Origin of the sequence: Solwaraspora sp. WMMA2080, from assembly GCF_027497395.1 — a bacterium.
Taxonomy (GTDB): Bacteria; Actinomycetota; Actinomycetes; order Mycobacteriales; family Micromonosporaceae; genus Micromonospora_E.
Genome location: NZ_CP114910.1, coordinates 5,369,102 through 5,390,442, shown reverse-complemented (window position 1 = coordinate 5,390,442; position 21,341 = coordinate 5,369,102). Strand labels below are relative to the sequence as shown.

18 protein-coding genes and 1 other RNA gene are annotated in these 21,341 nt (G+C 70.3%); 4 read left to right on the top strand and 15 right to left on the bottom strand.

Annotation, left to right across the window (positions count from 1 at the left end; all coding sequences use genetic code 11):
* Positions 1-96 precede the first annotated feature (96 nt).
* The 8 genes from ssrA to O7543_RS24675 all read right to left on the bottom strand — a co-directional run bounded on the left by ssrA (position 97) and on the right by O7543_RS24675 (position 7,490).
* Positions 97-470: a transfer-messenger RNA gene (gene ssrA / locus O7543_RS24710) on the bottom strand.
* A 123-nt stretch (positions 471-593) separates the two neighbouring features.
* The gene (gene smpB / locus O7543_RS24705; protein ID WP_123603705.1) at positions 594-1,070 is read right to left on the bottom strand and encodes an SsrA-binding protein SmpB; all 477 of its coding nucleotides are present in this window, start codon (positions 1,068-1,070) and stop codon (positions 594-596) included.
* Positions 1,071-1,243: 173 nt separating this feature from the next.
* Entirely contained in the window at positions 1,244-2,119 is an 876-nt protein-coding gene (ftsX, locus tag O7543_RS24700; RefSeq protein WP_281551690.1) for a permease-like cell division protein FtsX, read from the bottom strand.
* Between the two features lie 96 nt (positions 2,120-2,215).
* Positions 2,216-2,896: a cell division ATP-binding protein FtsE gene (ftsE, locus tag O7543_RS24695; RefSeq protein WP_123603706.1), complete on the bottom strand. Its 681-nt coding sequence runs from the start codon at positions 2,894-2,896 to the stop codon at positions 2,216-2,218.
* Between the two features lie 219 nt (positions 2,897-3,115).
* Complete coding sequence (prfB, locus tag O7543_RS24690) at positions 3,116-4,231, bottom strand: peptide chain release factor 2 (protein ID WP_281551691.1); 1,116 nt, start codon at positions 4,229-4,231, stop codon at positions 3,116-3,118.
* A gap of 45 nt (positions 4,232-4,276) precedes the next feature.
* Positions 4,277-4,792, bottom strand: a complete 516-nt coding sequence (locus O7543_RS24685) for a PadR family transcriptional regulator (RefSeq protein ID WP_123603708.1) — start codon at positions 4,790-4,792, stop codon at positions 4,277-4,279.
* A gap of 220 nt (positions 4,793-5,012) precedes the next feature.
* Positions 5,013-6,347: a serine/threonine-protein kinase gene (locus tag O7543_RS24680; RefSeq protein WP_281551692.1), complete on the bottom strand. Its 1,335-nt coding sequence runs from the start codon at positions 6,345-6,347 to the stop codon at positions 5,013-5,015.
* Positions 6,348-6,458: 111 nt separating this feature from the next.
* The gene (locus tag O7543_RS24675) at positions 6,459-7,490 is read right to left on the bottom strand and encodes a hypothetical protein (RefSeq protein ID WP_281551693.1); all 1,032 of its coding nucleotides are present in this window, start codon (positions 7,488-7,490) and stop codon (positions 6,459-6,461) included.
* 185 nt (positions 7,491-7,675) lie between these two features.
* Between O7543_RS24675 and pruA the strand changes: the two genes are divergently transcribed.
* Entirely contained in the window at positions 7,676-9,304 is a 1,629-nt protein-coding gene (gene pruA / locus O7543_RS24670; protein WP_281551694.1) for an L-glutamate gamma-semialdehyde dehydrogenase, read from the top strand.
* 19 nt (positions 9,305-9,323) lie between these two features.
* Here the strand turns inward: pruA and O7543_RS24665 are convergent, their stop codons facing one another.
* A complete protein-coding gene (locus tag O7543_RS24665; RefSeq protein WP_281551695.1) occupies positions 9,324-9,824 on the bottom strand; it encodes a hypothetical protein in 501 nt (166 codons plus the stop codon).
* Between the two features lie 108 nt (positions 9,825-9,932).
* On the opposite strand from O7543_RS24665, the gene O7543_RS24660 reads away from it, so the two are divergent.
* Both O7543_RS24660 and O7543_RS24655 read left to right on the top strand, forming a co-directional pair.
* Positions 9,933-10,160, top strand: coding sequence for a helix-turn-helix domain-containing protein (locus tag O7543_RS24660; RefSeq protein WP_281551696.1), 228 nt, complete (start codon positions 9,933-9,935; stop codon positions 10,158-10,160).
* A gap of 122 nt (positions 10,161-10,282) precedes the next feature.
* Complete coding sequence (locus O7543_RS24655) at positions 10,283-10,927, top strand: Rv3235 family protein (RefSeq protein WP_281551697.1); 645 nt, start codon at positions 10,283-10,285, stop codon at positions 10,925-10,927.
* 20 nt (positions 10,928-10,947) lie between these two features.
* Here the strand turns inward: O7543_RS24655 and secA are convergent, their stop codons facing one another.
* A complete protein-coding gene (secA, locus tag O7543_RS24650; protein ID WP_281551698.1) occupies positions 10,948-13,887 on the bottom strand; it encodes a preprotein translocase subunit SecA in 2,940 nt (979 codons plus the stop codon).
* 172 nt (positions 13,888-14,059) lie between these two features.
* Here secA and O7543_RS24645 point away from each other — a divergent pair, with 172 nt between their 5' ends.
* Positions 14,060-15,187: a GNAT family N-acetyltransferase gene (locus O7543_RS24645; protein WP_281551699.1), complete on the top strand. Its 1,128-nt coding sequence runs from the start codon at positions 14,060-14,062 to the stop codon at positions 15,185-15,187.
* A gap of 100 nt (positions 15,188-15,287) precedes the next feature.
* Here O7543_RS24645 and raiA read toward each other — a convergent pair whose 3' ends face one another.
* From raiA to mtrA, 5 genes are all read right to left on the bottom strand, one after another.
* A complete protein-coding gene (gene raiA / locus O7543_RS24640) occupies positions 15,288-15,983 on the bottom strand; it encodes a ribosome-associated translation inhibitor RaiA (RefSeq protein ID WP_281555705.1) in 696 nt (231 codons plus the stop codon).
* A gap of 269 nt (positions 15,984-16,252) precedes the next feature.
* Positions 16,253-16,969, bottom strand: coding sequence for a ComF family protein (locus O7543_RS24635; protein WP_281551700.1), 717 nt, complete (start codon positions 16,967-16,969; stop codon positions 16,253-16,255).
* Positions 16,970-16,978: 9 nt separating this feature from the next.
* Positions 16,979-18,805, bottom strand: coding sequence for an LpqB family beta-propeller domain-containing protein (locus tag O7543_RS24630; protein ID WP_281551701.1), 1,827 nt, complete (start codon positions 18,803-18,805; stop codon positions 16,979-16,981).
* Positions 18,802-20,490, bottom strand: a complete 1,689-nt coding sequence (gene mtrB / locus O7543_RS24625; RefSeq protein WP_281555706.1) for an MtrAB system histidine kinase MtrB — start codon at positions 20,488-20,490, stop codon at positions 18,802-18,804. Before mtrB ends, O7543_RS24630 begins: the two co-directional genes overlap by 4 nt.
* Positions 20,491-20,620: 130 nt before the next feature.
* A complete protein-coding gene (mtrA, locus tag O7543_RS24620; RefSeq protein ID WP_281551702.1) occupies positions 20,621-21,310 on the bottom strand; it encodes an MtrAB system response regulator MtrA in 690 nt (229 codons plus the stop codon).
* Between the last annotated feature and the right edge of the window lie 31 nt (positions 21,311-21,341).

Genomic DNA, 21,341 nt, shown 5'->3' with positions numbered 1-21,341 from the left:
GGGTTCCCGGACCAACTGGGCGGTGGGCTACACATGGTGAGTTCGGCCCGACAATGCAGCCGGCCCACCGCCTGGCGGCGGTGGGCCGGCTGTCGTCCGTGGAGGTGCCGGGAATCGAACCCGGGTCCTTCGGCGTCTTGCCAGGGCTTCTCCGAGCGCAGCTCGCTGTGCCTCTACTCGGCCCCATCGATCACGCGAGCGAGTCGATGTGACGGGCCCAGTCGCGTTTGATCTCGCCGCACGAACCCCGCGACCGGGTTCGCTAGGCCAGCCCTCTCACTGATGCCGGTTACTGGGCCGAAGGCAGTCCCAGACCGACAGACTTGCTACTCGCCTCAGGCGGCGAGAGCGAAGTCAGCGCGCTTGGAGTTGGCGCTTATTGGTTTCCGACGACCGATTCACGAGACGACGTCGGCTTCCTCGGCTCGCTTCCCCTGCCGCAACGTACGAAGTCGAAACCAGTCACCCCCTGGTGTGCGGCGCGGCCCGGAGGTGGTCCGCGTCCTAACCGATCCTAACGCCTCCGGCCCCCGGCTTCATCCCGATTACGGCCGGAAGACTTGAGCCGGCTACGGACAGAAGGTGCTGCTCGGTCAGCCCATCCCCTTGCCACGCCGGCCGACCGCCCGCTGGATCTCCCGGTCGGCGTCCCGCTTGGCCAGGTCCTGCCGCTTGTCGTAGGACTTCTTGCCCCGGGCGAGTGCCAGCTCGACCTTGGCCCAGCCGTCGGAGAAGTAGACCGAGAGCGGGACCAGGGTCAGCCCGCCCTCCCGCAGCTTGCCGAGCAGCCGGTCGATCTCGGTGCGGTGCAGCAGCAGCTTGCGGGTCCGGCGGGGCTCATGGTTGGTCCAGGTGCCCTGGTCGTACTCCGGGATGTGCATGCCGTACAGGAAGATCTCGCCCTGCCGTTCCTGGGCGAAGGCGTCCACCAGTGAGGCCCGGCCGGAGCGCAGCGACTTGACCTCGGTGCCGGTCAGCGCCATGCCGGCCTCGTACACGTCGGTGATGGCGTAGTCGTGCCGAGCCTTGCGGTTCGAGGCGACGACCTTGCGCCCTTTCTCCCGCGGCATGGCTGCCTCCTCTCCGGACCCGGGCGCCGCTGCGCAGACGCGGCGCCGACGGACAACCGCGCCATGTTACCCCGCGACGACGCGCCGGCCGGTACCAGCTTTCCGGTGACCAACCGGCGCGCGGCGGCAGGTGGAATCGGATCGGGTCGAGGTCGAACCCGCAGGTAGGGGCGTCAGACCCGCAGGTAGAAGCGCAGCGTCACCCAGGCGGTGATCGCGCTGACCAGGCCGCCGACGCCGGCCATCACCGGGAACATCAGCAGTACGCTGCTCCACTCGATGGGGGTCAGCAGCTCGGTGAGGTCGCGCAGCGAGCCGTCGAGCAGGAACATCTTGCCCAGCACCAGGGCACCGAAGCCGAGCAGCGAGCCGAACAGGCCGGCGACGACGGCTTCGAGTACGAACGGGGCCTGGATGAACCAGTTGGAGGCGCCGACCAGTCGCATCACGGCGACCTCGCGCCGCTTGCTGTACGCCGCGACCTGGATCGTGTTGCCGACCAGCAGCAACGCCGCCACGGCCATGATCGACGCGGCGATCAGCGCCATGCTCTGCACCGAGCCGAGGATGTTGAAGATCTTGTCGAGCAGTCTGCGCTGGTCGACGATCTCGTCGATGCCCTCGGTGCCGTTGTACTTGTCGAAGATCGCCTGGTACTCCTCCGGATCGATCAACTTGATCCGGAACGACTCGGGCAGTTGGTCCGGCTCGACCGCGTTGACCAGATCCGGAGCGTCGGCGTAGAGCGTCTGGAAGCGGTTGTACGCCTCTTCCTTGGACTCGTACGTCACGTTGGAGATCAACGGGTCGGCGTCGAGCGAGCTCTGCAGACTGTCGCGTTGCTCCTCGGAGACGTCGGACACCAGGAAGATCGAGACCTCGATCTGGTCGTAGTAGAAGTCCTTCATCGAGTTGACCTGCAGGTACATCAGACCACTCGCGCCCAGCATGGTGAGCGACACCGCCATGGTGATGATCATGGCGACGGTCATCGTCACGTTGCGCCACAGCCCGACCATCACCTCGGACAGGACGTATTTCGCGCGCATCGGGTTCCTCTTCCGGATCTGCCGCTGGATGGTGGTACCAGGCCGCCACGTGCCGGTGCCGGCCGACACAGGCCCCGGTGGAGCCGTGGTGGCTGGTTAGCCGTAGACGCCGCGAGCCTGGTCGCGGACGATCCGGCCGGCCTCGATTTCGATGACCCGACGCCGCATCTGGTTGACGATGTTCGAGTCGTGGGTGACCATCACGACCGTGGTACCGGTGCGGTTGATCCGGTCCAGCAGCCGCATGATCTCGATCGAGGTGTCCGGGTCGAGGTTTCCGGTCGGCTCGTCGGCGAGCAGCACCAGCGGCCGGTTGACGAACGCCCGGGCCACCGCGACGCGCTGCTGCTCACCACCGGAAAGTTCGTGCGGGTAGCGGTGCTCCTTGCCGCCCAGGCCGACCAGCTCCAGCACCTCAGGGACGACCCGCCGGGCGACCGCCTTGGTCTTGCCGATCACCTCGAGGGCGAAGGCGACGTTCTCGTACGCGGTGCGGTTGGGCAGCAGCCGGAAGTCCTGGAACACGCAACCGATGGAGCGCCGGAAGTTGGGGATCTTCCAGGAGCGCATGGTCGTGACGTCCTTGCTGTTGACGATGACCTTGCCCTGGTTGGGGGTCACCTCGTGCAGCAGCAGCTTGATGATCGTGGACTTGCCGGAGCCGGACGGACCGATGAAGAAGACGAACTCGCCCTTCTCGATCGCGACCGACACGTTGTCCAGCGAGGGCCGGGACGCCTTCGGGTACGTCTTCGTCACTTGCTCGAGCGCAATCACGGGTGGTGAGTCTACGCGGTGTAACGGCTACGCCAAGTCCAGCCTGATGGCGGATGTCTCCTATGTCGGTAATGCGCGAGGTTTCGTACCAGCAAATCCCCGCGAAACCCAGGAAATCAGCCGTCCGGACCGGACCGACACCACCCGAAATGATGGGCTCAGTCACAGGCCGTACATGAGACTTGAGGACGAATAGTAGTTAGACGACTGCTACCGGTATCAGTCCTCGGCAAGTTCCTGTTGCTTGCGCCAGCGGATGCCAGCCTCGATGAAGGCGTCCAGGTCACCGTCGAGCACCGCGGTCGGGTTGCCGGTCTCCTGCTCGGTCCGTAGATCCTTCACCATCTGGTATGGGTGCAGCACGTACGACCGCATCTGGTCGCCCCACGAGCCGGCGGCGTCGGTCTTGAGCCCGGCCATCTTGGCCTGCTCCTCCTGTCGCTTGCGCTCCAGCAGCCGGGCCTGCAGCACGCGCAGCGCGGCGGCCTTGTTCTGCAGCTGGGACTTCTCGTTCTGACAGGTGACCACGATGCCGGTGGGGGTGTGGGTGAGCCGTACGGCCGAGTCGGTGGTGTTCACGCTCTGCCCGCCCGGCCCCGACGACCGGTAGACGTCCACCCGGATCTCGTTCTCCGGGATGTCGATGTGATCGGTCTGCTCGACCACCGGCAGCACCTCGACGCCGGCGAAGCTGGTCTGCCGCCGGCCCTGGTTGTCGAATGGGCTGATCCGCACCAAACGGTGCGTTCCGGACTCAACACTCAGAGTGCCGAACGCATACGGCGCCTTGACCGTGAAGGTGGCCGACTTGAGACCGGCCTCCTCCGCGTACGACGTCTCGTAAACCTCGGTGGGGTAGCCGTGCCGCTCCGCCCACCGCAGGTACATGCGCAGCAGCATCTCGGCGAAGTCGGCGGCGTCGACACCGCCGGCCCCGGCCCGGATCGCCACCAGCGCCTCCCGGGAGTCGTACTCCCCGGAGAGCAGCGTGCGCACCTCCAACTCCTCGATCGCCTTGTGCAACCCGGCCAGCTCGGTGCCGACTTCAGCGACCGTGCCGGCGTCCTCCTCCGCCTGCGCCATCTCCAGCAGCAAGGCCGCGTCGTCCAGCCGGGTGCGCAACGACTCCAGCTTGGCGATCTCCGCGTTCGCGTACGACAGCCGAGAGGTGACCTGCTGTGCCCTCGCCTGGTCGTTCCAGAGGTCGGGGGCAGAGGCAGCCTCCTCCAGCTCCGCCCGGTCGCGGCGCAGTCGATCGATGTCGATGACCGCCTCGATCCGGCGAAGCGTGGCGTCAAGATCTTTGAGCTGGTCGGCATAGTCGGCAGTGGTCACAACCGACAACAATACGTCGTGACCACCGACGACCGGCGCCGGTGGTCAGCCCACCGGTGCGGTCTTCAGCCAGGAGAGTGCGGCCTTGTGGTAGGCGACGGCGAACTCGAGCGCGGCGGCCCCGAAGGTGTCGCCGTTCTTCTTCGCCTCGCGTGCCTGCTCGCGGGCCGCGGCCAACGCCTCGGTGTGATGCTCGCTCGCGTCCGCGTAGACCGTCTTGAGCTGGTCGGCCGTGTGGTGTTCGCCGAACGCCACCCGCAACGCGATCGGGTTACGCACCGAGTCGCGACCCGGGGCGTCGGCCAACCACTTGAGGAACGCGCGCTTGCCGGCCGCGGTGATCGCGTACGGCTGGCTGGACCGCGGCCCGGGCTTGCCGAGCCGGACCAGGCCCTGCTCGGCGAGCACCGGTAGCTCCCGGTACACCTGACTTCTGGTCATCGACCAGTAAGCGCCGAGTCGACGGTCAGCTTCAGCCATCAGCTGCCCGCCTGTCATGGGTCCTTCATGGAGCAGGCCGAGAAGGGCTGCCGCCGTGGGATTGATTCGTACATCCGCCATGCCCTCTACGCTGCCACTTTGTCGCCTCTACGTCCAGGATTTGGCGCGATCCGCGACCAACCGTGTTCTATAGTGCACTGTCTGTGGACGACGGTCCGGTAAGGAAGATCAATATTTACCATCAGGCAGCAAAACGGACAAAGAATATGTTACCCGCAGCAACATGCCCGCGTGTAGGAATCATTAGCGAAGTTTGAAGCATGAAGTCTACTTCGTCTGACTAGTTCGGAGTGTCCGGTCCGGCCACCCCGGACATCGGCCACTGTGGCACCGGGTCCCCGATCCGGAGCCCCAGCTCACCGGGCATATCCTCCGTAAAGCCTGGTGGCTGTCCCGAGTCGGACGGGTGCGGCGTCCCGATGGCCACACCAGACCCAGCCATCCCGCTCGAACCTACCTGGCCGGTGGGACCAACCGAGCTTCCCGACGACGCCCCACCCTCCGGTTCCCCCGGGGACACCGACACCGGCGATGACTTCGCAGCCGGCGGAACCGACGCGCCGACCGGGCCGATCGGCCCGCTGAGCCGACCCGGCTGCGGACCGGTCCCCTGCCCGGCCGCCAGGGTGAGACCCGCCACCACCGCCGACAACGCGAGCCCCGCACCGGCCAACACGCCGAACTGCAGTGCCCGGCGTCGGGGCCGCGCTCCCACCGCAGCCCCAGCGGTGGCCGGAACGTCGCGGGGCCACCAGGTGACCGTATCCGCCGGCAACGCCGGCAACGCCGGCCAGCCGTCGAGCGCCGGCTCCAGACCACGTAACCGGGCGACGAGCGACCGGGCGGTCGGCCGGTCCGCCGGTCGCGCTGCCAGGCACTGCTCGATCACCGGCCACACCGCCGGTGGCAGCCCCGCCGGTGGTACGGGCGCACACCGCCGGTGCCGGGCGAGGACCTCGTCGGCGCTCCCGCCCCGGTACGGCGTACGGCCGCACAGCAACTCGAACAGCACGATGCCGAGCGCATAGACGTCCGACGACCAGGTCGGCGGACCGCCACAGGCGATCTCCGGCGCGGCGTACTCAGGGGTGGCCAGGGTGGCCTGATCCGGAGCCGCCGCATGCCCGGCCCGGGCGGCGCCGAAGTCGATCAGCCGCACCCGGCCCCCGTCCGCCGGTGCCAGCAGGTTCGCCGGTTTGACGTCGCCGTGCGCGATGTCACGTTCGTGCAGGTACGACAGAGCAGTGGCGACCTGCGCGGCGACGGCGACCGCGACAGCCGGTGGCAGCGGACCGTCCCGGCGGACCCGGTGGCGCAGGTCGTCGCCGTCGACCAGGTCCAGAACCAGGGCGGGCAGGTCGCCCACGGCGGTCCGGGCCCGGAGCCGGATCACGTTCGGATGGTTCAGCCGGGACAGCAGAGCGGCCTCGGTGTGGAAGCCCTCCACCAAATCGGGATGCTCGGCGGCCTCCGACCGGAGCACCTTCACCGCCACCGGCACGTCGTCATGCAGATCGTGCCCGCGGTGCACCGCGCCGACCGCCCCACGGGAGAACTCTGCCCCCAGCCGGTACCGCCCATCGAGCGCCTGTCGCGTGCTGTCCTGCCCGTCCACTCGCTCGACGGTAGGTGTGCGGCCGAGGAGCGACGGTCGCCGAACTGACGCTTGGCACGAACCTGGGAGGGATCCGCGTCACTGTGACGGAAAGTTGTCCGACCAGGTACGTCAGCGGATGCCCGCCGAGCCCACCGCCGGCTCGGAATCCCCGGCCGGCTCGGAACCCGCAGCCGGCTCCGCAGCCGGCTGGCCGGGCAACGTCCGGCCGAGGCAGATCAACGCGGTGAACGCCGCGGTGAACAGGACGATCAACGCCGAGTTGATTCGGGCCCCGTCGGCCATGGTCTGGAAGGCCTGGTCGCTTTCGCTGAACGACCGGGCCAGATCGAGCAGTTGGGCACCGCCGACCCGGGTGACCACCTCGGCGATCACCAACAGCAGGCCGGGACCGGCCCCGGCGACCAGGTATCCAGGCCAGGGCAGCGACCGGCCGGACCGGCGTACCGCCCGGTGCAGGTAGCCGAAGATCACCAGCCCGGCGAGGGCACCGGCCAGCAGGGCGGTGACCCAGACCAGTCGGGACTGCGCGGCCAGCACGGATCCGGCGGTGTCGGCGGCTCCGAACAGCTCCAGCAGCGGCCCCTTGGCAAGTTCCCGGGCGGTCGTCGTGCCGGCGACCGCCAGCGCGCCGGCGGCGGCCGCCGCCGTCAGCAGGCCGGCACGACGGTGCAGACCCGTCAACGCACCACCGACCGTGGCGCCGGCGAACAGCGCCCAGCCGAGGATCTCGACGGCCGACCCGCCCCGGCCGTCGCCGAACACGACAGCGGCGGCGGCACCGACGCCGGTCGACGCTCCGCAGCCGAGGGCGACAAACAGTCTCGGCACCGCCGCCGCGCCCAGCCACCGGTGCGCCAGCCGGCGGACCGCCTGTCCGACACCCGCTCCGGCGATCAGCGCCGCGAAGATCACCGCCGGGAGCCCGTACGCGGTCTCGGTCACCGCGAGCACCCCGTCGGTGGACGACCCCAGGGTACTCAGCACGGAGACGATCAGCAGGGTCAACCAGGCGAGGCTGAGCCAACCGAGCAGGACCGCCGCGCCGACCGAGCCGTCCGGGCCGTCGTGCGGGACCATCGCGGCGTCCGAGCCGTCCGGGCCCACCTCGGCATCGGAGGCGGCTGCGGGTTGGCTGCTCATCGCTGGTGCCCTCCTGGTCGTCGGACGCGCTGTCGCCCGGTGCCGACCAGGGTACGCGGATCGGCGTGCGGGTCAGCTGGGCGTGCGACGATGGGACCCGGACCGCGTCGCCGTGGCCGCCCCACCGGGTGCCCCGACGGGTCCGTCTTTCGCCGACGTTGTCGAGATCACGCCAGGAGCCTGTGATGGACGCCGTTTCCGCCACCCCCGACCCCCGCAACGAACCGATCCGCGACTACGCGCCGGGCAGTGCCGAGCGGGCCGACCTGAGCCGCCGGCTCGCCGAGTTGTCAGCCGACCGGATCGAACTGCCGATGACGATCGGCGGCCGGCAGCGGATGGCGGCGGGCGCGCCGATCGAGGTGGTGATGCCGCACCGGCGCCGGCACGTCCTCGGGGTCACCGGCAACGCCGAGCCGGCCGACGCCGAGGCCGCGGTGGCAGCGGCCAAGCAGGCGGCGCCGGGCTGGCGCAACCTGCCGTACGCCGAACGGGCCGCGGTCTTCCTGCGCGCCGCCGACCTGCTGGCCGGCCCGTGGCGGGACACGGTGAACGCGGCCACGATGCTCGGTCAGTCCAAGACCGCCTACCAGGCGGAGATCGACTCGGCCTGCGAGCTGATCGACTTCCTACGGTTCAACGTGCACTTCGGTCATCAGGTGCTGGCCGAGCAGCCCTGGTCCGCGCCGGGGGTGTGGAACCGGTTCGACCACCGCCCGTTGGAGGGCTTCGTCTACGCGGTCACCCCGTTCAACTTCACCGCGATCGCCGGCAACCTGCCGTCCGCGCCGGCGTTGATGGGCAACACGGTGGTCTGGAAGCCGTCGCCGACGCAGCAGTTCGCCGCCCACTTCACCATGCGGCTGTTCGAGGCCGCCGGGCTGCCGCCGGGGGTGATCAATCTGGTCACCGGGGACGGGCTGGCGGTGTCCGAGGTGACGCTGGCCGACCGGGATCTGGCCGGAATCCACTTCACCGGCTCCACTCGGGTGTTCCAGCAGCTGTGGCGGACCGTCGGGGAGAACATCGGCCGGTACCGTTCGTACCCTCGGCTGGTCGGTGAGACCGGCGGCAAGGACTTCATCGTGGCGCATTCCAGCGCCGACCCGGCGGCGCTGCACACCGCCCTGGTCCGGGGCGCGTACGAGTACCAGGGGCAGAAGTGCTCGGCGGCGTCCCGGGCGTACCTGCCGAAGTCGCTGTGGACGGCCGGGCTGCGGGACCGACTGGTCGCGACGGTCGAGTCACTGCCCTACGGCGACGTGGCCGACTTCACCAACTTCGGCGGCGCGGTCATCGACGACCGGGCGTTCGCCCGGCACGCGGCCGTGCTGGACCGGGTCCGCAACGACCCGTCGTGTCAGGTGCTGGCCGGTGGCACGGTCGACGACAGCGTCGGCTGGTTCGTCCGGCCCACCCTGTTGACCTGCACCGATCCCGGGCACGAGGTGTTCAGCACCGAGTACTTCGGCCCGATCCTGGCGGTGTCGGTCTACGACGACGACCAGTTCTGGGACGTGGTGGCCCAGGCCGAGGAGATCGCTCCGTACGCGTTGACCGGGTCGGTGTTCGCGACCGACCGGCGGGTGATCGACCGAGCCGGCGCCATGCTGCGGTACGCGGCCGGCAACTTCTACGTCAACGACAAGCCGACCGGTGCGGTCGTCGGGCAGCAGCCGTTCGGCGGCGCCCGGGGCAGCGGCACCAACGACAAGGCCGGGTCGAAGCACAACCTGCTGCGCTGGACGTCGCCGCGCACGATCAAGGAGACGTTCGTGCCGCCGGTCGGCCACCGCTACCCGCACATGGGCTGAGCCGGGCGAGCCGGCCCGGTCACAGCAGCGTATCCAGCTCGGACACGTCGTACCACTCCAGTTCGTGGTCCTCGGCACCGTCCACGACGAACTGGGCGTCGGGGTCGCCGGCGGCGGCCTGCGACACGGCGTCCACCGCCGCCGACACGTCGTCGACCGCCTCGTCGCCGTCGACGTGCACCGCGGCGACCGAGGCGAAGGCGATCGGGCCGGCCAGCGTCACGGTGCTGGAGCCAAGCTCGGCGACGGACCGTTTCAACGCGTCCGCCGGCAGGTCGACGGCGATCACCACCCGCCGTCGCGGGGCGGCCGGATCGTCGCGCAGGTGGCGCAGTGACTCCTGGGCGGCGCGGGTGAACGCGACGTACTCCAACTCTTCTTCGTCACCCTCGACGTACCACTCCCGCAGCGCGGGGGTCACGGTGTGCGCGACGTCGGAAGCCAGTTGGCCGGTGCCGCGGAGCCCGGCGAGCGCCGGCAGGGTGGCCGGGACGTAGACCCGGAGCAGGTTGTTGGACACGCTCGCCCCCCACAGATGTCGTCGCTGATGCAATGTACGCCGCCGAGCGGGCCACCGGGGCCACGGTGGCACACTGAACCGACCGACGTAGACGAGCCGGGAGTCACCGTGGAGCCGAGGTTCCTGCAGTTGTCCGACGTCGCCGCCGAACTCAACGTATCCGACTCGCAGGTCTATCACATGGTTCGCAGTGGCGAGTTGCCCGCGATCAAGATCGGCGGCCGCGGACAGTGGCGGGTGGAACGCGCCCAGCTGGAGGAGTACATCCAGCGCAAGTACGCCGAGACGGCGCAGTGGGTGCAGAGCAACCCGCTGATCGAGCGCGAGCCGGAGTAGTCCGGCGACTACTGGTTGTCCGAACACCGTCATCGACAGACGTTGACGGACGGTGTCATGCTGGCTTCAAATCGGTCTGCCGAAGGCAAACGAAGGCAAACGCAAGATCAACAGGAGCTCGGATGACTGTCGCGACCCGGATCCGACGTCCCCCCGTCCGACTGCGGCCCGCCCCGCCGCTGGACCCGCCGTTCACCGACGAGCCGGCTCAGTTCGACCTGCGTCCCGGCCCCCATCCCGGTGTACAGCTGGCGCTCGACCTGGCCCAGGCGACACCCGGCGCCGTGGTCACCGATCGGTCGGCGACCACCGCCGGCCCACCGGCCGACGGCCGGCGCGGGCTGGCGCCGGATGCGCTCGCCGGTGCGTCACCGGAGGCCCGGCGGGCCGCGCACCGGTTTCTGGCCGCGAGCCTGGAGATCATCAACGGGTTCCGCCCGGCCGGTCACATCCGCCGGCTCGCCGACCCGGCGCAGGCGCTCGCGGTCGGCGCGCAGCTGGCCGCCGCCGTCGACCGGGCCCGGAGACCGGACGACCCGGGCCGGGTCCGACGCGGGCCGGCATCGCCGCAGCCAACGCCGGTCACCCGGGGTAAGCGGCGCACGGCCGAGCTGCTCCGGGTCCGTCAACTGCGGGTCTGCGAGCCGGCCAGCGGCGTCGCGGAGGCCGTCGCGGTGCTCGGCACCACCGAGCGCAGCTGGGCGCTCGCCTTCCGGCTGGAGCGCCGGCCCACCGGCTGGTTGACCGTCACAGTCGACGTCGTGTGACCGGGCACACTCGCCGGGGATCAGGCCCCGGGAGCGCCGTGGCAGCGCTTGTACTTCTTGCCGGACCCGCACGGGCAGGGCGCGTTGCGCGACGGCCCGTTGCTGCTGACGGCCTGGCCGGGCGTGGCTCGACGGCCAGCCGCCGCCGGCACCGGCGGACCGGCCGCCGGTCGGCTGGCGGCGGGTGGACGGCCCTGGCCGCCCTGGCCCGGACGCCCGGCCGGCGGGCCACCGACGCCCAACGCCGGCGCCTGCTGCACCTGCACCCCGCCGTCGGCACCGGCCGCCCCGTCGATGGTGGGCGAGACGTACTGCAGACCCTGCGGGCGCGGTGCCGCGCCGAGGCCCTTGGCGCTCACCTGGACTCCGGCGCCACCGTCGGGCACCGGAATCCGCGGGCCGGGCCGCTCCCCCGCCGGTGCGCCGGCACCGTCAGCCGGAGCGCCCGGCTGCTGTACCTGCACCTCGACGTTGAACAGGAAGCCGACCGTCTCCTCCTTGATGCCGTCCATCATGGTGGCGAACATCGCGTAGCCCTCGCGCTGGTACTCGACCAGCGGGTCACGCTGGGCGTAGGCCCGCAGGCTGATGCCTTCCTTGAGGTAGTCCATCTCGTAGAGGTGCTCACGCCACTTGCGGTCGATCACCTGCAGCAGGACCATCCGCTCCAGCTGCCGCAACGCGTCGGTGCCGAGCTCCTCCTCGCGGCGCTGGTACGCCGCGTGGGCGTCGTCCAGCACCTGCACCCGGAGGAAGTCGGCGTCCACCGCGCTGCGTTCGCCGCCGGCCTCCTCGATCAGCTCGTCGACGGTGATCCCCACCGGGTAGAGCTGCTTGAGGCTGGACCAGAGCTGGTCGAAGTCCCAGTCCTCGGCATAGCCCTCGACCGTAGCCCCGTCGACGTACGCACCGACCACGTCGTCGATCATCTTGGTGACCTGGTCGTGCAGGTCTTCGCCGTTGAGCACCCGCAGCCGCTCGGCGTAGATCACCTGACGCTGCTTGTTGAGCACCTCGTCGTACTTGAGGACGTTCTTGCGGGTCTCGGCGTTCTGGCCCTCGATCTGCGCCTGGGCGTTCTTGATCTGCCGGGTCACCATCTTGGACTCGATCGGCACGTCCTCGGGGATGTTGAAGCGCTCCATCACCGCTTCGACCGCCCCGGCCCGGAACCGCCGCATCAGCTCGTCCTGCAGCGACAGGTAGAACCGGGACTCACCCGGGTCGCCCTGCCGGCCGGAGCGACCGCGCAGCTGGTTGTCGATCCGGCGGGACTCGTGCCGCTCGGTACCGAGCACGTAGAGACCGCCGACCGCGGAGACCTCCTCGGCCTCGGCGGCGCAGGCCTGCTTGACCTGCGGCATGATGTCTTCCAGCGCCTTGGCGTACTCCTCGGCGTGCTCGACCGGGTCGAGCCCACGCTGGCGCAGCTGGGCCGCGGCGAGGTAGTCCGGGTTGCCGCCGAGCAGGATGTCCGTGCCGCGGCCGGCCATGTTGGTCGCCACGGTGACCGCGCCCTTACGGCCGGCCTGCGCGATGATCTCGGCTTCCTTGGCGTGGAACTTCGCGTTGAGCACCGCGTGCGGGATGCCCCGGCGACGCAGCAGCTGGGAGAGGATCTCCGAATTCTCCACCGACACCGTGCCGACCAGCACCGGCTGGCCCACCGCGTGCCGCTCGGCGATGTCCTCGACGGCGGCGTTGAACTTGGCCTTCTCCGTCTTGTAGATGACGTCCGCCCGGTCCATCCGGACCATTTCCCGGTGGGTCGGGATGGTCACCACGCCGACGTCGTAGACCTTGTTGAACTCGCCGGCCTCGGTCTGCGCCGTACCGGTCATCCCGGCCAGCTTGCCGTAGAGCCGGAAGTAGTTCTGCAGGGTGATGGTGGCGAGGGTCTGGTTCTCCTGCTTGATCTCGACGCCTTCCTTGGCCTCGATCGCCTGGTGCATGCCCTCGTTGTAGCGGCGGCCGTGCAGGATGCGGCCGGTGAACTCGTCGACGATCAGGACCTCGCCGTCGTTGACGATGTAGTCCTTGTCCCGCTTGTAGAGCTCCTTCGCCTTGATGGCGTTGTTCAGATAGCCGACCAACGGGGTGTTCACCGACTCGTACAGGTTGTCGATGCCCAGCCGGTCCTCGACCTTGGCGACGCCCCGCTCGGTCACCGCGACGGTGCGCTTGGCGTAGTCGATCTCGTAGTCGCCCTCGCCGTCCTTGCCGGCCTGCATCCGCTTGACCACGGCGGCGAACTCGCCGTACCAGCGGGCGGAATGCTCGGCCGGGCCGGAGATGATCAGCGGTGTCCGCGCCTCGTCGATCAGGATCGAGTCGACCTCGTCGACGATGGCGAAGTTGTGCCCGCGCTGCACCAGGTCGTCCTTTGACCAGGCCATGTTGTCGCGCAGGTAGTCGAAGCCGAACTCGTTGTTGGTGCCGTAGGTGATGTCCGCCTGGTACGCGGCCCGGTGGTCGGCCGAGGGCCGGTTGGGCAGGATCACGCCGACGGTGAGCCCGAGGAACTCGTGCACCCGGCCCATCCAGGCGGCGTCCCGCTCGGCCAGGTAGTCGTTGACGGTTACGATGTGCACACCTTTACCGGACAACGCGTTGAGGTACGCCGGCAGTACCGAGGTGAGCGTCTTGCCCTCACCGGTCTTCATCTCGGCGATGTTGCCGAAGTGCAGCGCCGCGCCGCCCATGATCTGCACGTCGTAGTGCCGCTGGCCGAGCACCCGGGCGGCGGCTTCCCGGGCGGTGGCGAACGCCTCCGGAAGCAGGTCGTCGAGGGACTCGCCGTCGGCGTACCGCTGGCGGTACTGGTCGGTCAGCTCCCGCAGCTCCGCGTCGGTGAGGTCGACGTAGTCGTCCTCGATCGAGTTGACGGCCGTGGCGACCGCCTTGAGCCGACGCAACATGCGGCCCTCGCCGGCGCGGAGGACCTTCTCAAGAATCGACACGGATCAACGCTCCCCTAGACGGTGTGCCTCACCATCGTAGGCGCATCTATCGGTACGGCGGCAGTCGCAGCCCGCATCCAGCACCGGATATTCCGACATAACGGACCATGCCGGCGGGGTGCGTGCAGCATATGCGTTATGCCCTGCGCGAAAGCTGCGTCAGGATGGGCCGGTGGAACCCGTCGAACTCACCGAGGGCGGCGTCCGGCTTCGGATGTTTCTGCCCGACGACGCCCCTGCGGTCGCCGAGGCCTGCGGCGATCCGATCACCCAGCGGTTCATCCCCGACCTGCCCCGGCCATACACGGTCGTCGATGCACTGCGCTGGATCACCAAGGGGTCCACCGCCGCCTGGGCCGGCGGCGGCGCGGCCTGGGCGATCGCCGACCCGGGCAGCGACGAACTGCTCGGCTGCGTCGGGCTCAGCCGGGCGGTACCCGAGCGGGCCCAGATCGAGGTCGGCTACTGGATCACACCCCGGGCCCGGGGCAAGGGGGCAGCCACCGCCGCCACCATCGCCGCCACCGGCCATGCGGTGCGCTCCGGGTTCGGTCGGGTCGAACTGCTCACCGACGCCGCCAACGCGGTCAGCCAGCGGGTGGCGCTGGCCGCCGGGTTCAGCTTCGAGGGGGTACGCCGGGGCGCCGCCAGCCAGCCCGGCCGAGGGCCGACCGCCGACCGGGAGGACCTGGTGGTCTGGACCCGGCTGGCCGGCGACCCACCGGGCCCGACCCCACGCACCCTGCCGGACCTGCCCGGCGACGGGTTGACGGACGGGGTGGTCCGGCTGCGCCCGCTCGGCCCGGCCGACGTCGACTTCGCGTACCACCTGGAGTCGCTGCCCGACGTCGCCGCGACTTCGGTCCCACCGGTGGTGCCGACCCGCGCCCTGATCGAGGCGCAGTGCGCCAAGGCACCGGGCAGGTGGCTGGCCGGCCAGCGGATCGACGTGGTCGTCTGCGACGCGGCCAGCGGTACGCCGGCCGGGCGGATCGGGCTCGCCTATCTGAGTCCGGAACTCGGCGAGGCGATGATCGGCTATTCGCTGCTGCCCCAGTGGCGCGGGCGCGGCTACACCGCTCGGGCGGTACGGCTGCTCGCCCGGTGGATCTTCGCGAGTACGGCCGTCGCCCGGTTGGCCGCCGGTGCGCTGCCCAGCAACGTCGCGTCCCAGCGGGTGCTGGAGCGGGCCGGATTTCAGCGCGAAGGGCGGAACCGGGCCCAGTTGCCCGGCGCGGACGCCAGCCGCCACGACAGCGTCCAGTACTCGCTGCTACCGGCCGACCTCGACGAAGCGTGAGCCGCGCCGGCCGGTCGGATACCATCGACGACCGCCCGTTTGGCGGCGATGGGCAACGGTATCCGACCGGCCGACCACGAATTGCCGAAATGGTGGTCGATCAGGCGGTGACGGTCGGTTCAGCCAGCGCGATGACACCGTAGTCGTAGCCTTTGCGGCGGTAGACCACGCTCGGCCGGCCTGACTCCTTGTCCAGGAACAGATAGAAGTCGTGCCCGACCAGTTCCATCTGGAACAAGGCGTCGTCGACCGTCATCGGATCGCCCGGGTGTTCCTTCTCCCGGACGATATGCCAGGGCTGGTCGTCGTACTCGTCGACAACGTCGTCGTACCCATCGTCGGTGAAATCCTGCGCGGTGCGGTCGAGTACCGCGACCGATGCCGCCGGCTCCTCGGTCGGCTGGGACGGCGGTAACGGGGCGAAGCCGTTCAGTCCGGCGGTCGGCAGCCCGGAGGTCGCCTCGGCCACCGAAACCGGCGCGTGCCGGCCGCGGTGCACCCGGCGCCGGTCGGCGGCGCGGCGCAGCCGGGTGTCCAGCTTGCTGATGGCGGCGTCGAGGGCGCGGTAGAAATCCTTGGCGCACGCTTCCGCCCGGATCACCGGCCCGCGCGAGACACAGGTGAGTTCGACCCGCTGGCAGTGGTCCGACTGACGGGGATTGCGCTCGTGAAACAACTCGACGTCGACGCGCATCAGCTTGTGGTCGTACCGTTCGACCTTGGCCAACTTCTCGGCTACATGGGCTCGGTAGTGGTCGGGGACCTCTACGTTGCGGCCTTTCACCACGATGTCCACGCGTGACCTCCTGAAACGATCTGAACGATCGGTGTCGCTGCGAAATAATGCAGGACCGGTCAGCGGACCGAGAGCGGTCGGCGTCGACCGGCCGGGTAGCGGAATACACCTCCCTCCGGGACACCTCAGGCGGTTGTTCAACCACCGGCCATACCCCTGATGCGCCTACGCTAACCCGCCGACGGCGGCGCGTCATCAGTTCGGCGGGGACCGGTGCGCGAAGATTCCCAGATCATGAACAAACCCCGACAAAGGACACCACACCCTGGTTACCGCAGGTGACGGCGTCGCGTCGCTGCGAGCACCACTGCGGCATACGCCGGCAGCCCCTGCGCGACGAGCAGCCGGTGCACGGCGGCCAGCGTCGCACCGGTGGTGACGATGTCGTCCACCACGATCACCCGCAGTCGCGGATCCGCCCGCAGCGAGGTGTCAAGTCCGACCCGCCGGGGCCGAAACGCCGTCCGCGCGGACGCCAGCCGCGCCGCGCTGTCCATCCCGGCCGAGTCCGGGCGGGTCCGGGCCCGCAGCGGCCGCGCCACCGTGACCCGCCGGCCGTCGACCCGTAACCGGGCCGCCGCGTACCGGGTCAGCCGGGCGAGATGATCACCGTGCCGGGCCCGCGCCGCCGCAGCGGTGCTCGGCACCGGAACCAGCAGCACCGGCCGGTCCGCACCGGTGCCGACCGCGGCGGCGACCGCGTCGCCGAGCAGCCGGCCCAGCGGCCGGCCCAGCCCGTGCCGCCCCCGTTCCTTGTACGCCAGCAGCAACTCCCGCAGCACCCCCGCGTACTCACCCAACGCCACGCAGGGCGGCAGGTCCGGCGGGGCCGGCTCGGGGCGTACCGGCCGGGGACGCAGCCGCTGCACCTCGTCGGCGCACCGGCCGCACACACCGAACCGCAGCCGGCCGCCGGTGCGGCGGCAACCGGCGCACTCCGCCGGCAGCACCAGGTCGGCCAGCGCCGACCAGACGTCGCCCACCACCGCCGCAGGTCAGTACAGGAAGAACGGGGCGGTCGGATTGGCGGTCGAGTTCTCCGGCTCCTCGGTCCCGCTCGGCTCCACCCCTTCGATCTCCTCCGGCCGGATCTGCTCGCTCGGCTCGAACAGGTCGTACGGCACACCGTTGGCGACGTACATCCGGGCACCGACCGTGCCGCCGCCGACCGGGTTCGCTGGATAGCCGGCCAGGTGGGTCACGCTCGCCCCGCCGAGGTCCCGCAGCGAACTGGTCTCGATCGCGCCGTCCACCGTCACGTCGTACAGGCTGACCCGCCCGTCAGGGTTCGTGCCGGCCGCCACCAGCAGCGTCTCGGCCACCCAGTCGACCTGGGTGAGGTCGGACAGTGAGGTCGGCACCCGGCGGGGTGGCAGCACCTCGAGCTTGCCGCCCCGGCTCAGCGCGGCCACGTACAGCCGGCCGTCGACCACCAACGCGATCCGGTGACCGTCCGGGGCCGCCCCGACCGACTGCACCTCGCCCGTCACCCCGGGCAGCGTGACCTGTTCGACCGCACCGCTGCCGACCCTGAACGAGAACAGCCCGCCGTCCGCGACGACGAGACCCGCGTCACCTGGTGCCTTGAGCCAGACCGGCCGGCCGATGTCGTCGAAGGTCCGGGTGCTGGCGTCGAAGCTGGTACCGGCCCCGGTCGCCGCGCCGACGATCAGCCGCTGGGCACCGCCGTCGGCCACCGCGAGAGCCGCGTACGTGCCACCACCGGCCTGGGTGAAACCGGCGGTGACCACGTTCTGGTTGACCTCCTCGGTGAGCACCGGGATCGGCTCGCCGGAGCGCGCCGAGCTGCGCAGCCGGTGCACCCGGCCCTGGTAGACGGTGAACCGTTCGGGCGTCTCGGGCAGCGCCTGGGTGCCGTTCATCGCCAGCAGGTCGGCACCCGGGTAGACCTTCGGGGTCTGTCCCTGGATGGTCAGCTCCAGGTCGTTGTCGAACTCCGGCCACAGCGACCACATCAGCTGGCCGGCCAGTCGGTCGAGTTCGCGTTCGTCGGCGAACGGGGTCGCGTCGGCGATCAACGTGACCTTCAGCCGGTCCCCGGTGTCGGGCACGTTGCCGCCCGAGCGGATACCGCTCGGCAGCGCCTGCACCGCCGAGGCTAGCCAGCTCGACGGCCCGCCGATCAGCATGTCCAGCAGGACGGTGCGCTGGCGTTCCAACGGCACCGCCACCGGCAGGTAGCGCAGATCCGGCACCAGCGCCCGTTCGCTGGTGTCCCAGAAGTAGATGGTGCGCTGCAGGTAGAACGTGTTCAACGCATCCACGCTGAGCAGCAACGCCGCCGGCGGGTTGAGGACGAACTTGCCCGTCTCACCGGCGACCGACCCGACCTGGAAGGTGTACTCGGTGAACTCCGGCTCCTGGGCGGGCAGCGGCTCCAACGCCCCGTTCGGCCGCAGCAGGCCCAGCTGCTGGACGTCGAGCGCCACCTCCTCCACCCCGGCCTCGGCCCGGGTGATCTGCGGACGTTCCCGCAGTCGGACCACGGTCAGCGCGACCTCAGGGTTGGGATCGCGGATGTCCGCGCGGTCCTGTGGCGCGACGTACTCACGTACCTGTTCCACTGCCCGTTCCGCCTCCACGGCGGCGGCCTGCAGGAAGTTGACGACGAACGCCTCGGTGTTGTTGCGTTCGTCGAGCCGCGACGCCGGCGTCTGGGCCCCGCCGCCACCGGTCGGCAGGCCGGGTGCCGGACCCTGTCCGTCGACCCGAACGTCGGTGTTCTCCGGAATGCCGCACCCGGCGAGCAGCACCCCGGCGAGCACCGGCAGCAGCGCCAGTCGACGCCACCGGCGGGTCACGGTGCCGCTCCGGTCGCGGCCACGCCGCCACTGGCCCGGTCGTCGGAGCCGACGCTCTGCTCCGGGAGGACCACCATCGTGCCGACCGGTTCGGCGCCGGGCGGAGCGGGCTGCGTCGGCGCCCGCCACGGCTCGTCCGGATCGGCACCGTCCGACCCGCCGTCCGACGGCCGGCGGTCCTCCGGAACCAGCCGCAGCGGTGACGAGGCGAGCCGGTCACCGGCCCGGGCCGGCAGGGTGAGCCGGAACTGCGCACCCTCGCCAGGCGCGCCCCACGCTTCCAGCCAGCCGCCGTGCAGCCGGGCGTCCTCCACGCTGATCGACAGGCCGAGGCCGGTCCCACCGGTCTGCCGGGCACGGGACGGATCCGCCCGCCAGAAGCGGTTGAACACCAACTTGTCCTCCCCGGCGCGCAGGCCGACCCCATGATCGCGTACGGTCACCGCGACTGCCGCGTCATCGACGCCGAGAGTGACCACCACCGGCCGGCCCTCGCCGTGCTCGACGGCGTTGCCGACCAGGTTGCGCAGCACCCGCTCGACCCGACGGGGATCCACCTCGGCGATCACCGGCGTCGCGGGCAGTCGCAGCTCGATCCGCACGCCGAGCCGTGCGGCCAGCCCGTCGAGCCGGTCGGCGACCCGGCGGACCACCGACACCAGATCGGTCGGCTCGGCGTCCAGCACGGCGAACCCGGCATCGAACCGGCTGATCTCCAGCAAATCGGTGAGCAGGCTCTCGAACCGGTCCAGCTCGGTCTGCAGCAGCTCGGCGCTGCGGGCCGCCGCCGGGTCGAAGCCGTCCCGCTCGGCGAAGAGCAGATCGGCGGCCATCCGTACGGTGGTCAGCGGGGTGCGCAGCTCGTGCGACACGTCGGAGGTGAACCGACGCTGCAGCCGGGACATCTCCTCCAGCCGGGTGATCTGCCGCTGCAGGTTGGTCGCCATCTGGTTGAACGAGGCGGCCAGCATGGCCAGGTCGTCCTCGCCGTCGACCACCATCCGTTGGTCCAGCAGCCCGGCGGAGAGTCGCTGCGCGGTGCGCGCGGCCACCCGTACCGGCGTGACGACCAGCCTGGTGACCAGCGCGGCCAGCAGGCCGAGCAGCATCACCAGGGCCAGTCCGGTGATGAGCACGGTCGCCCGGATCTGGTTGGCGGCCTGATCCTGGGTGGTCAGCGGCACCAGGTAGTAGAGCTCGACCTGACCGAACTTGGTCGGCACCGGGGAGCCGTAGACCAGGTACTTGAGCCGCCCCTCGCCGAGGTCACCGGTGCGGATCTGATGCGCCTGGGCACCGGAGCCGACGTGCCGGGCCAGTTCGTCGCTGATCATGCCGGACGCGTCCACCGCCGGCGAGGTCGCCGACTGGATCAGTGGGTAGCCGCTCGCCGCCATCACCACGACCACCCCACCCACCTGGTCGGGGTCGCCGCCGGCCAGGGTGCTGACGGTCAGCTCGAAGGTCACCCGGACCTGCGGGTCGAAGTACTGCGGATGCACGCTCATCTGCTCGGCGGCGTAGTCCCGCCCGTGGGTGAGCCGCCGCTGCACGTCCTCCCGGGCCCGGTCCAGCAGGATGTTGGTGCTCTGCGACGCCACCATGTACGCGAACCCGCCGACCAGCAGGCCGGACGCGACCAGGGTGATGGTCACCACCCGCAGCTGCAGGGACCTGCGCCACATCCGCTGGGCTCCGCTGGTCACCGGCCGGGTCCGGGCCAGCAGCAGATCCCGCGCCGGGCGCAGTGCGCCACTGACACGGGAGGACAGGTCGGACACGGTGCGGGATCGGCCAGCCACAGTACGGACCAGGCTAGCCGGTGCCCGCCTTGTAGCCCACGCCCCGAACGGTGAGGATGATTTCGGGTCGCTCCGGATCCGGCTCGATCTTGGCGCGCAGCCGCTGCACGTGCACGTTCACCAGCCGGGTGTCGGCCGCGTGCCGGTAACCCCAGACCTGCTCCAGAAGCACCTCACGGGTGAACACCTGGCGCGGTTTGCGGGCCAGCGCGACCAGCAGGTCGAACTCCAGTGGGGTCAGCTTCACCTCCGCACCGTCGCGGCTGACGGTGTGCGCCGGCACGTCGATGGTGATCTGGTTCCCCGGTGGCCCGATGGTGAGCAGTTCGGGCGCGACGTCCTCGCCCCGGCGCAGCCGGGCCCGCATCCGGGCGACCAGCTCCTTGGGCTTGAACGGCTTCACCACGTAGTCGTCGGCGCCGGACTCCAGGCCGAGCACGACGTCGACGGTGTCGCTCTTGGCGGTGAGCATGACGATCGGGATGCCCGATTCGGAGCGGATCGCCCGACAGACGTCGATCCCGCTCATCCCGGGCAGCATCAGGTCGAGCAGCACGATGTCCGGCCGGTTGTCCCGGAACGCGGCGAGCGCCCGCTCACCGTCGGCAACGAACGACGGCAGGAAGCCCTCGCTGCGCAGCACGATACCCATCATCTCCGCCAGGGCGGGATCGTCATCGACAACCAGCACGCGGGCTCTCATGTGACCAATATTCCATCCCGGTTCCAGCGGT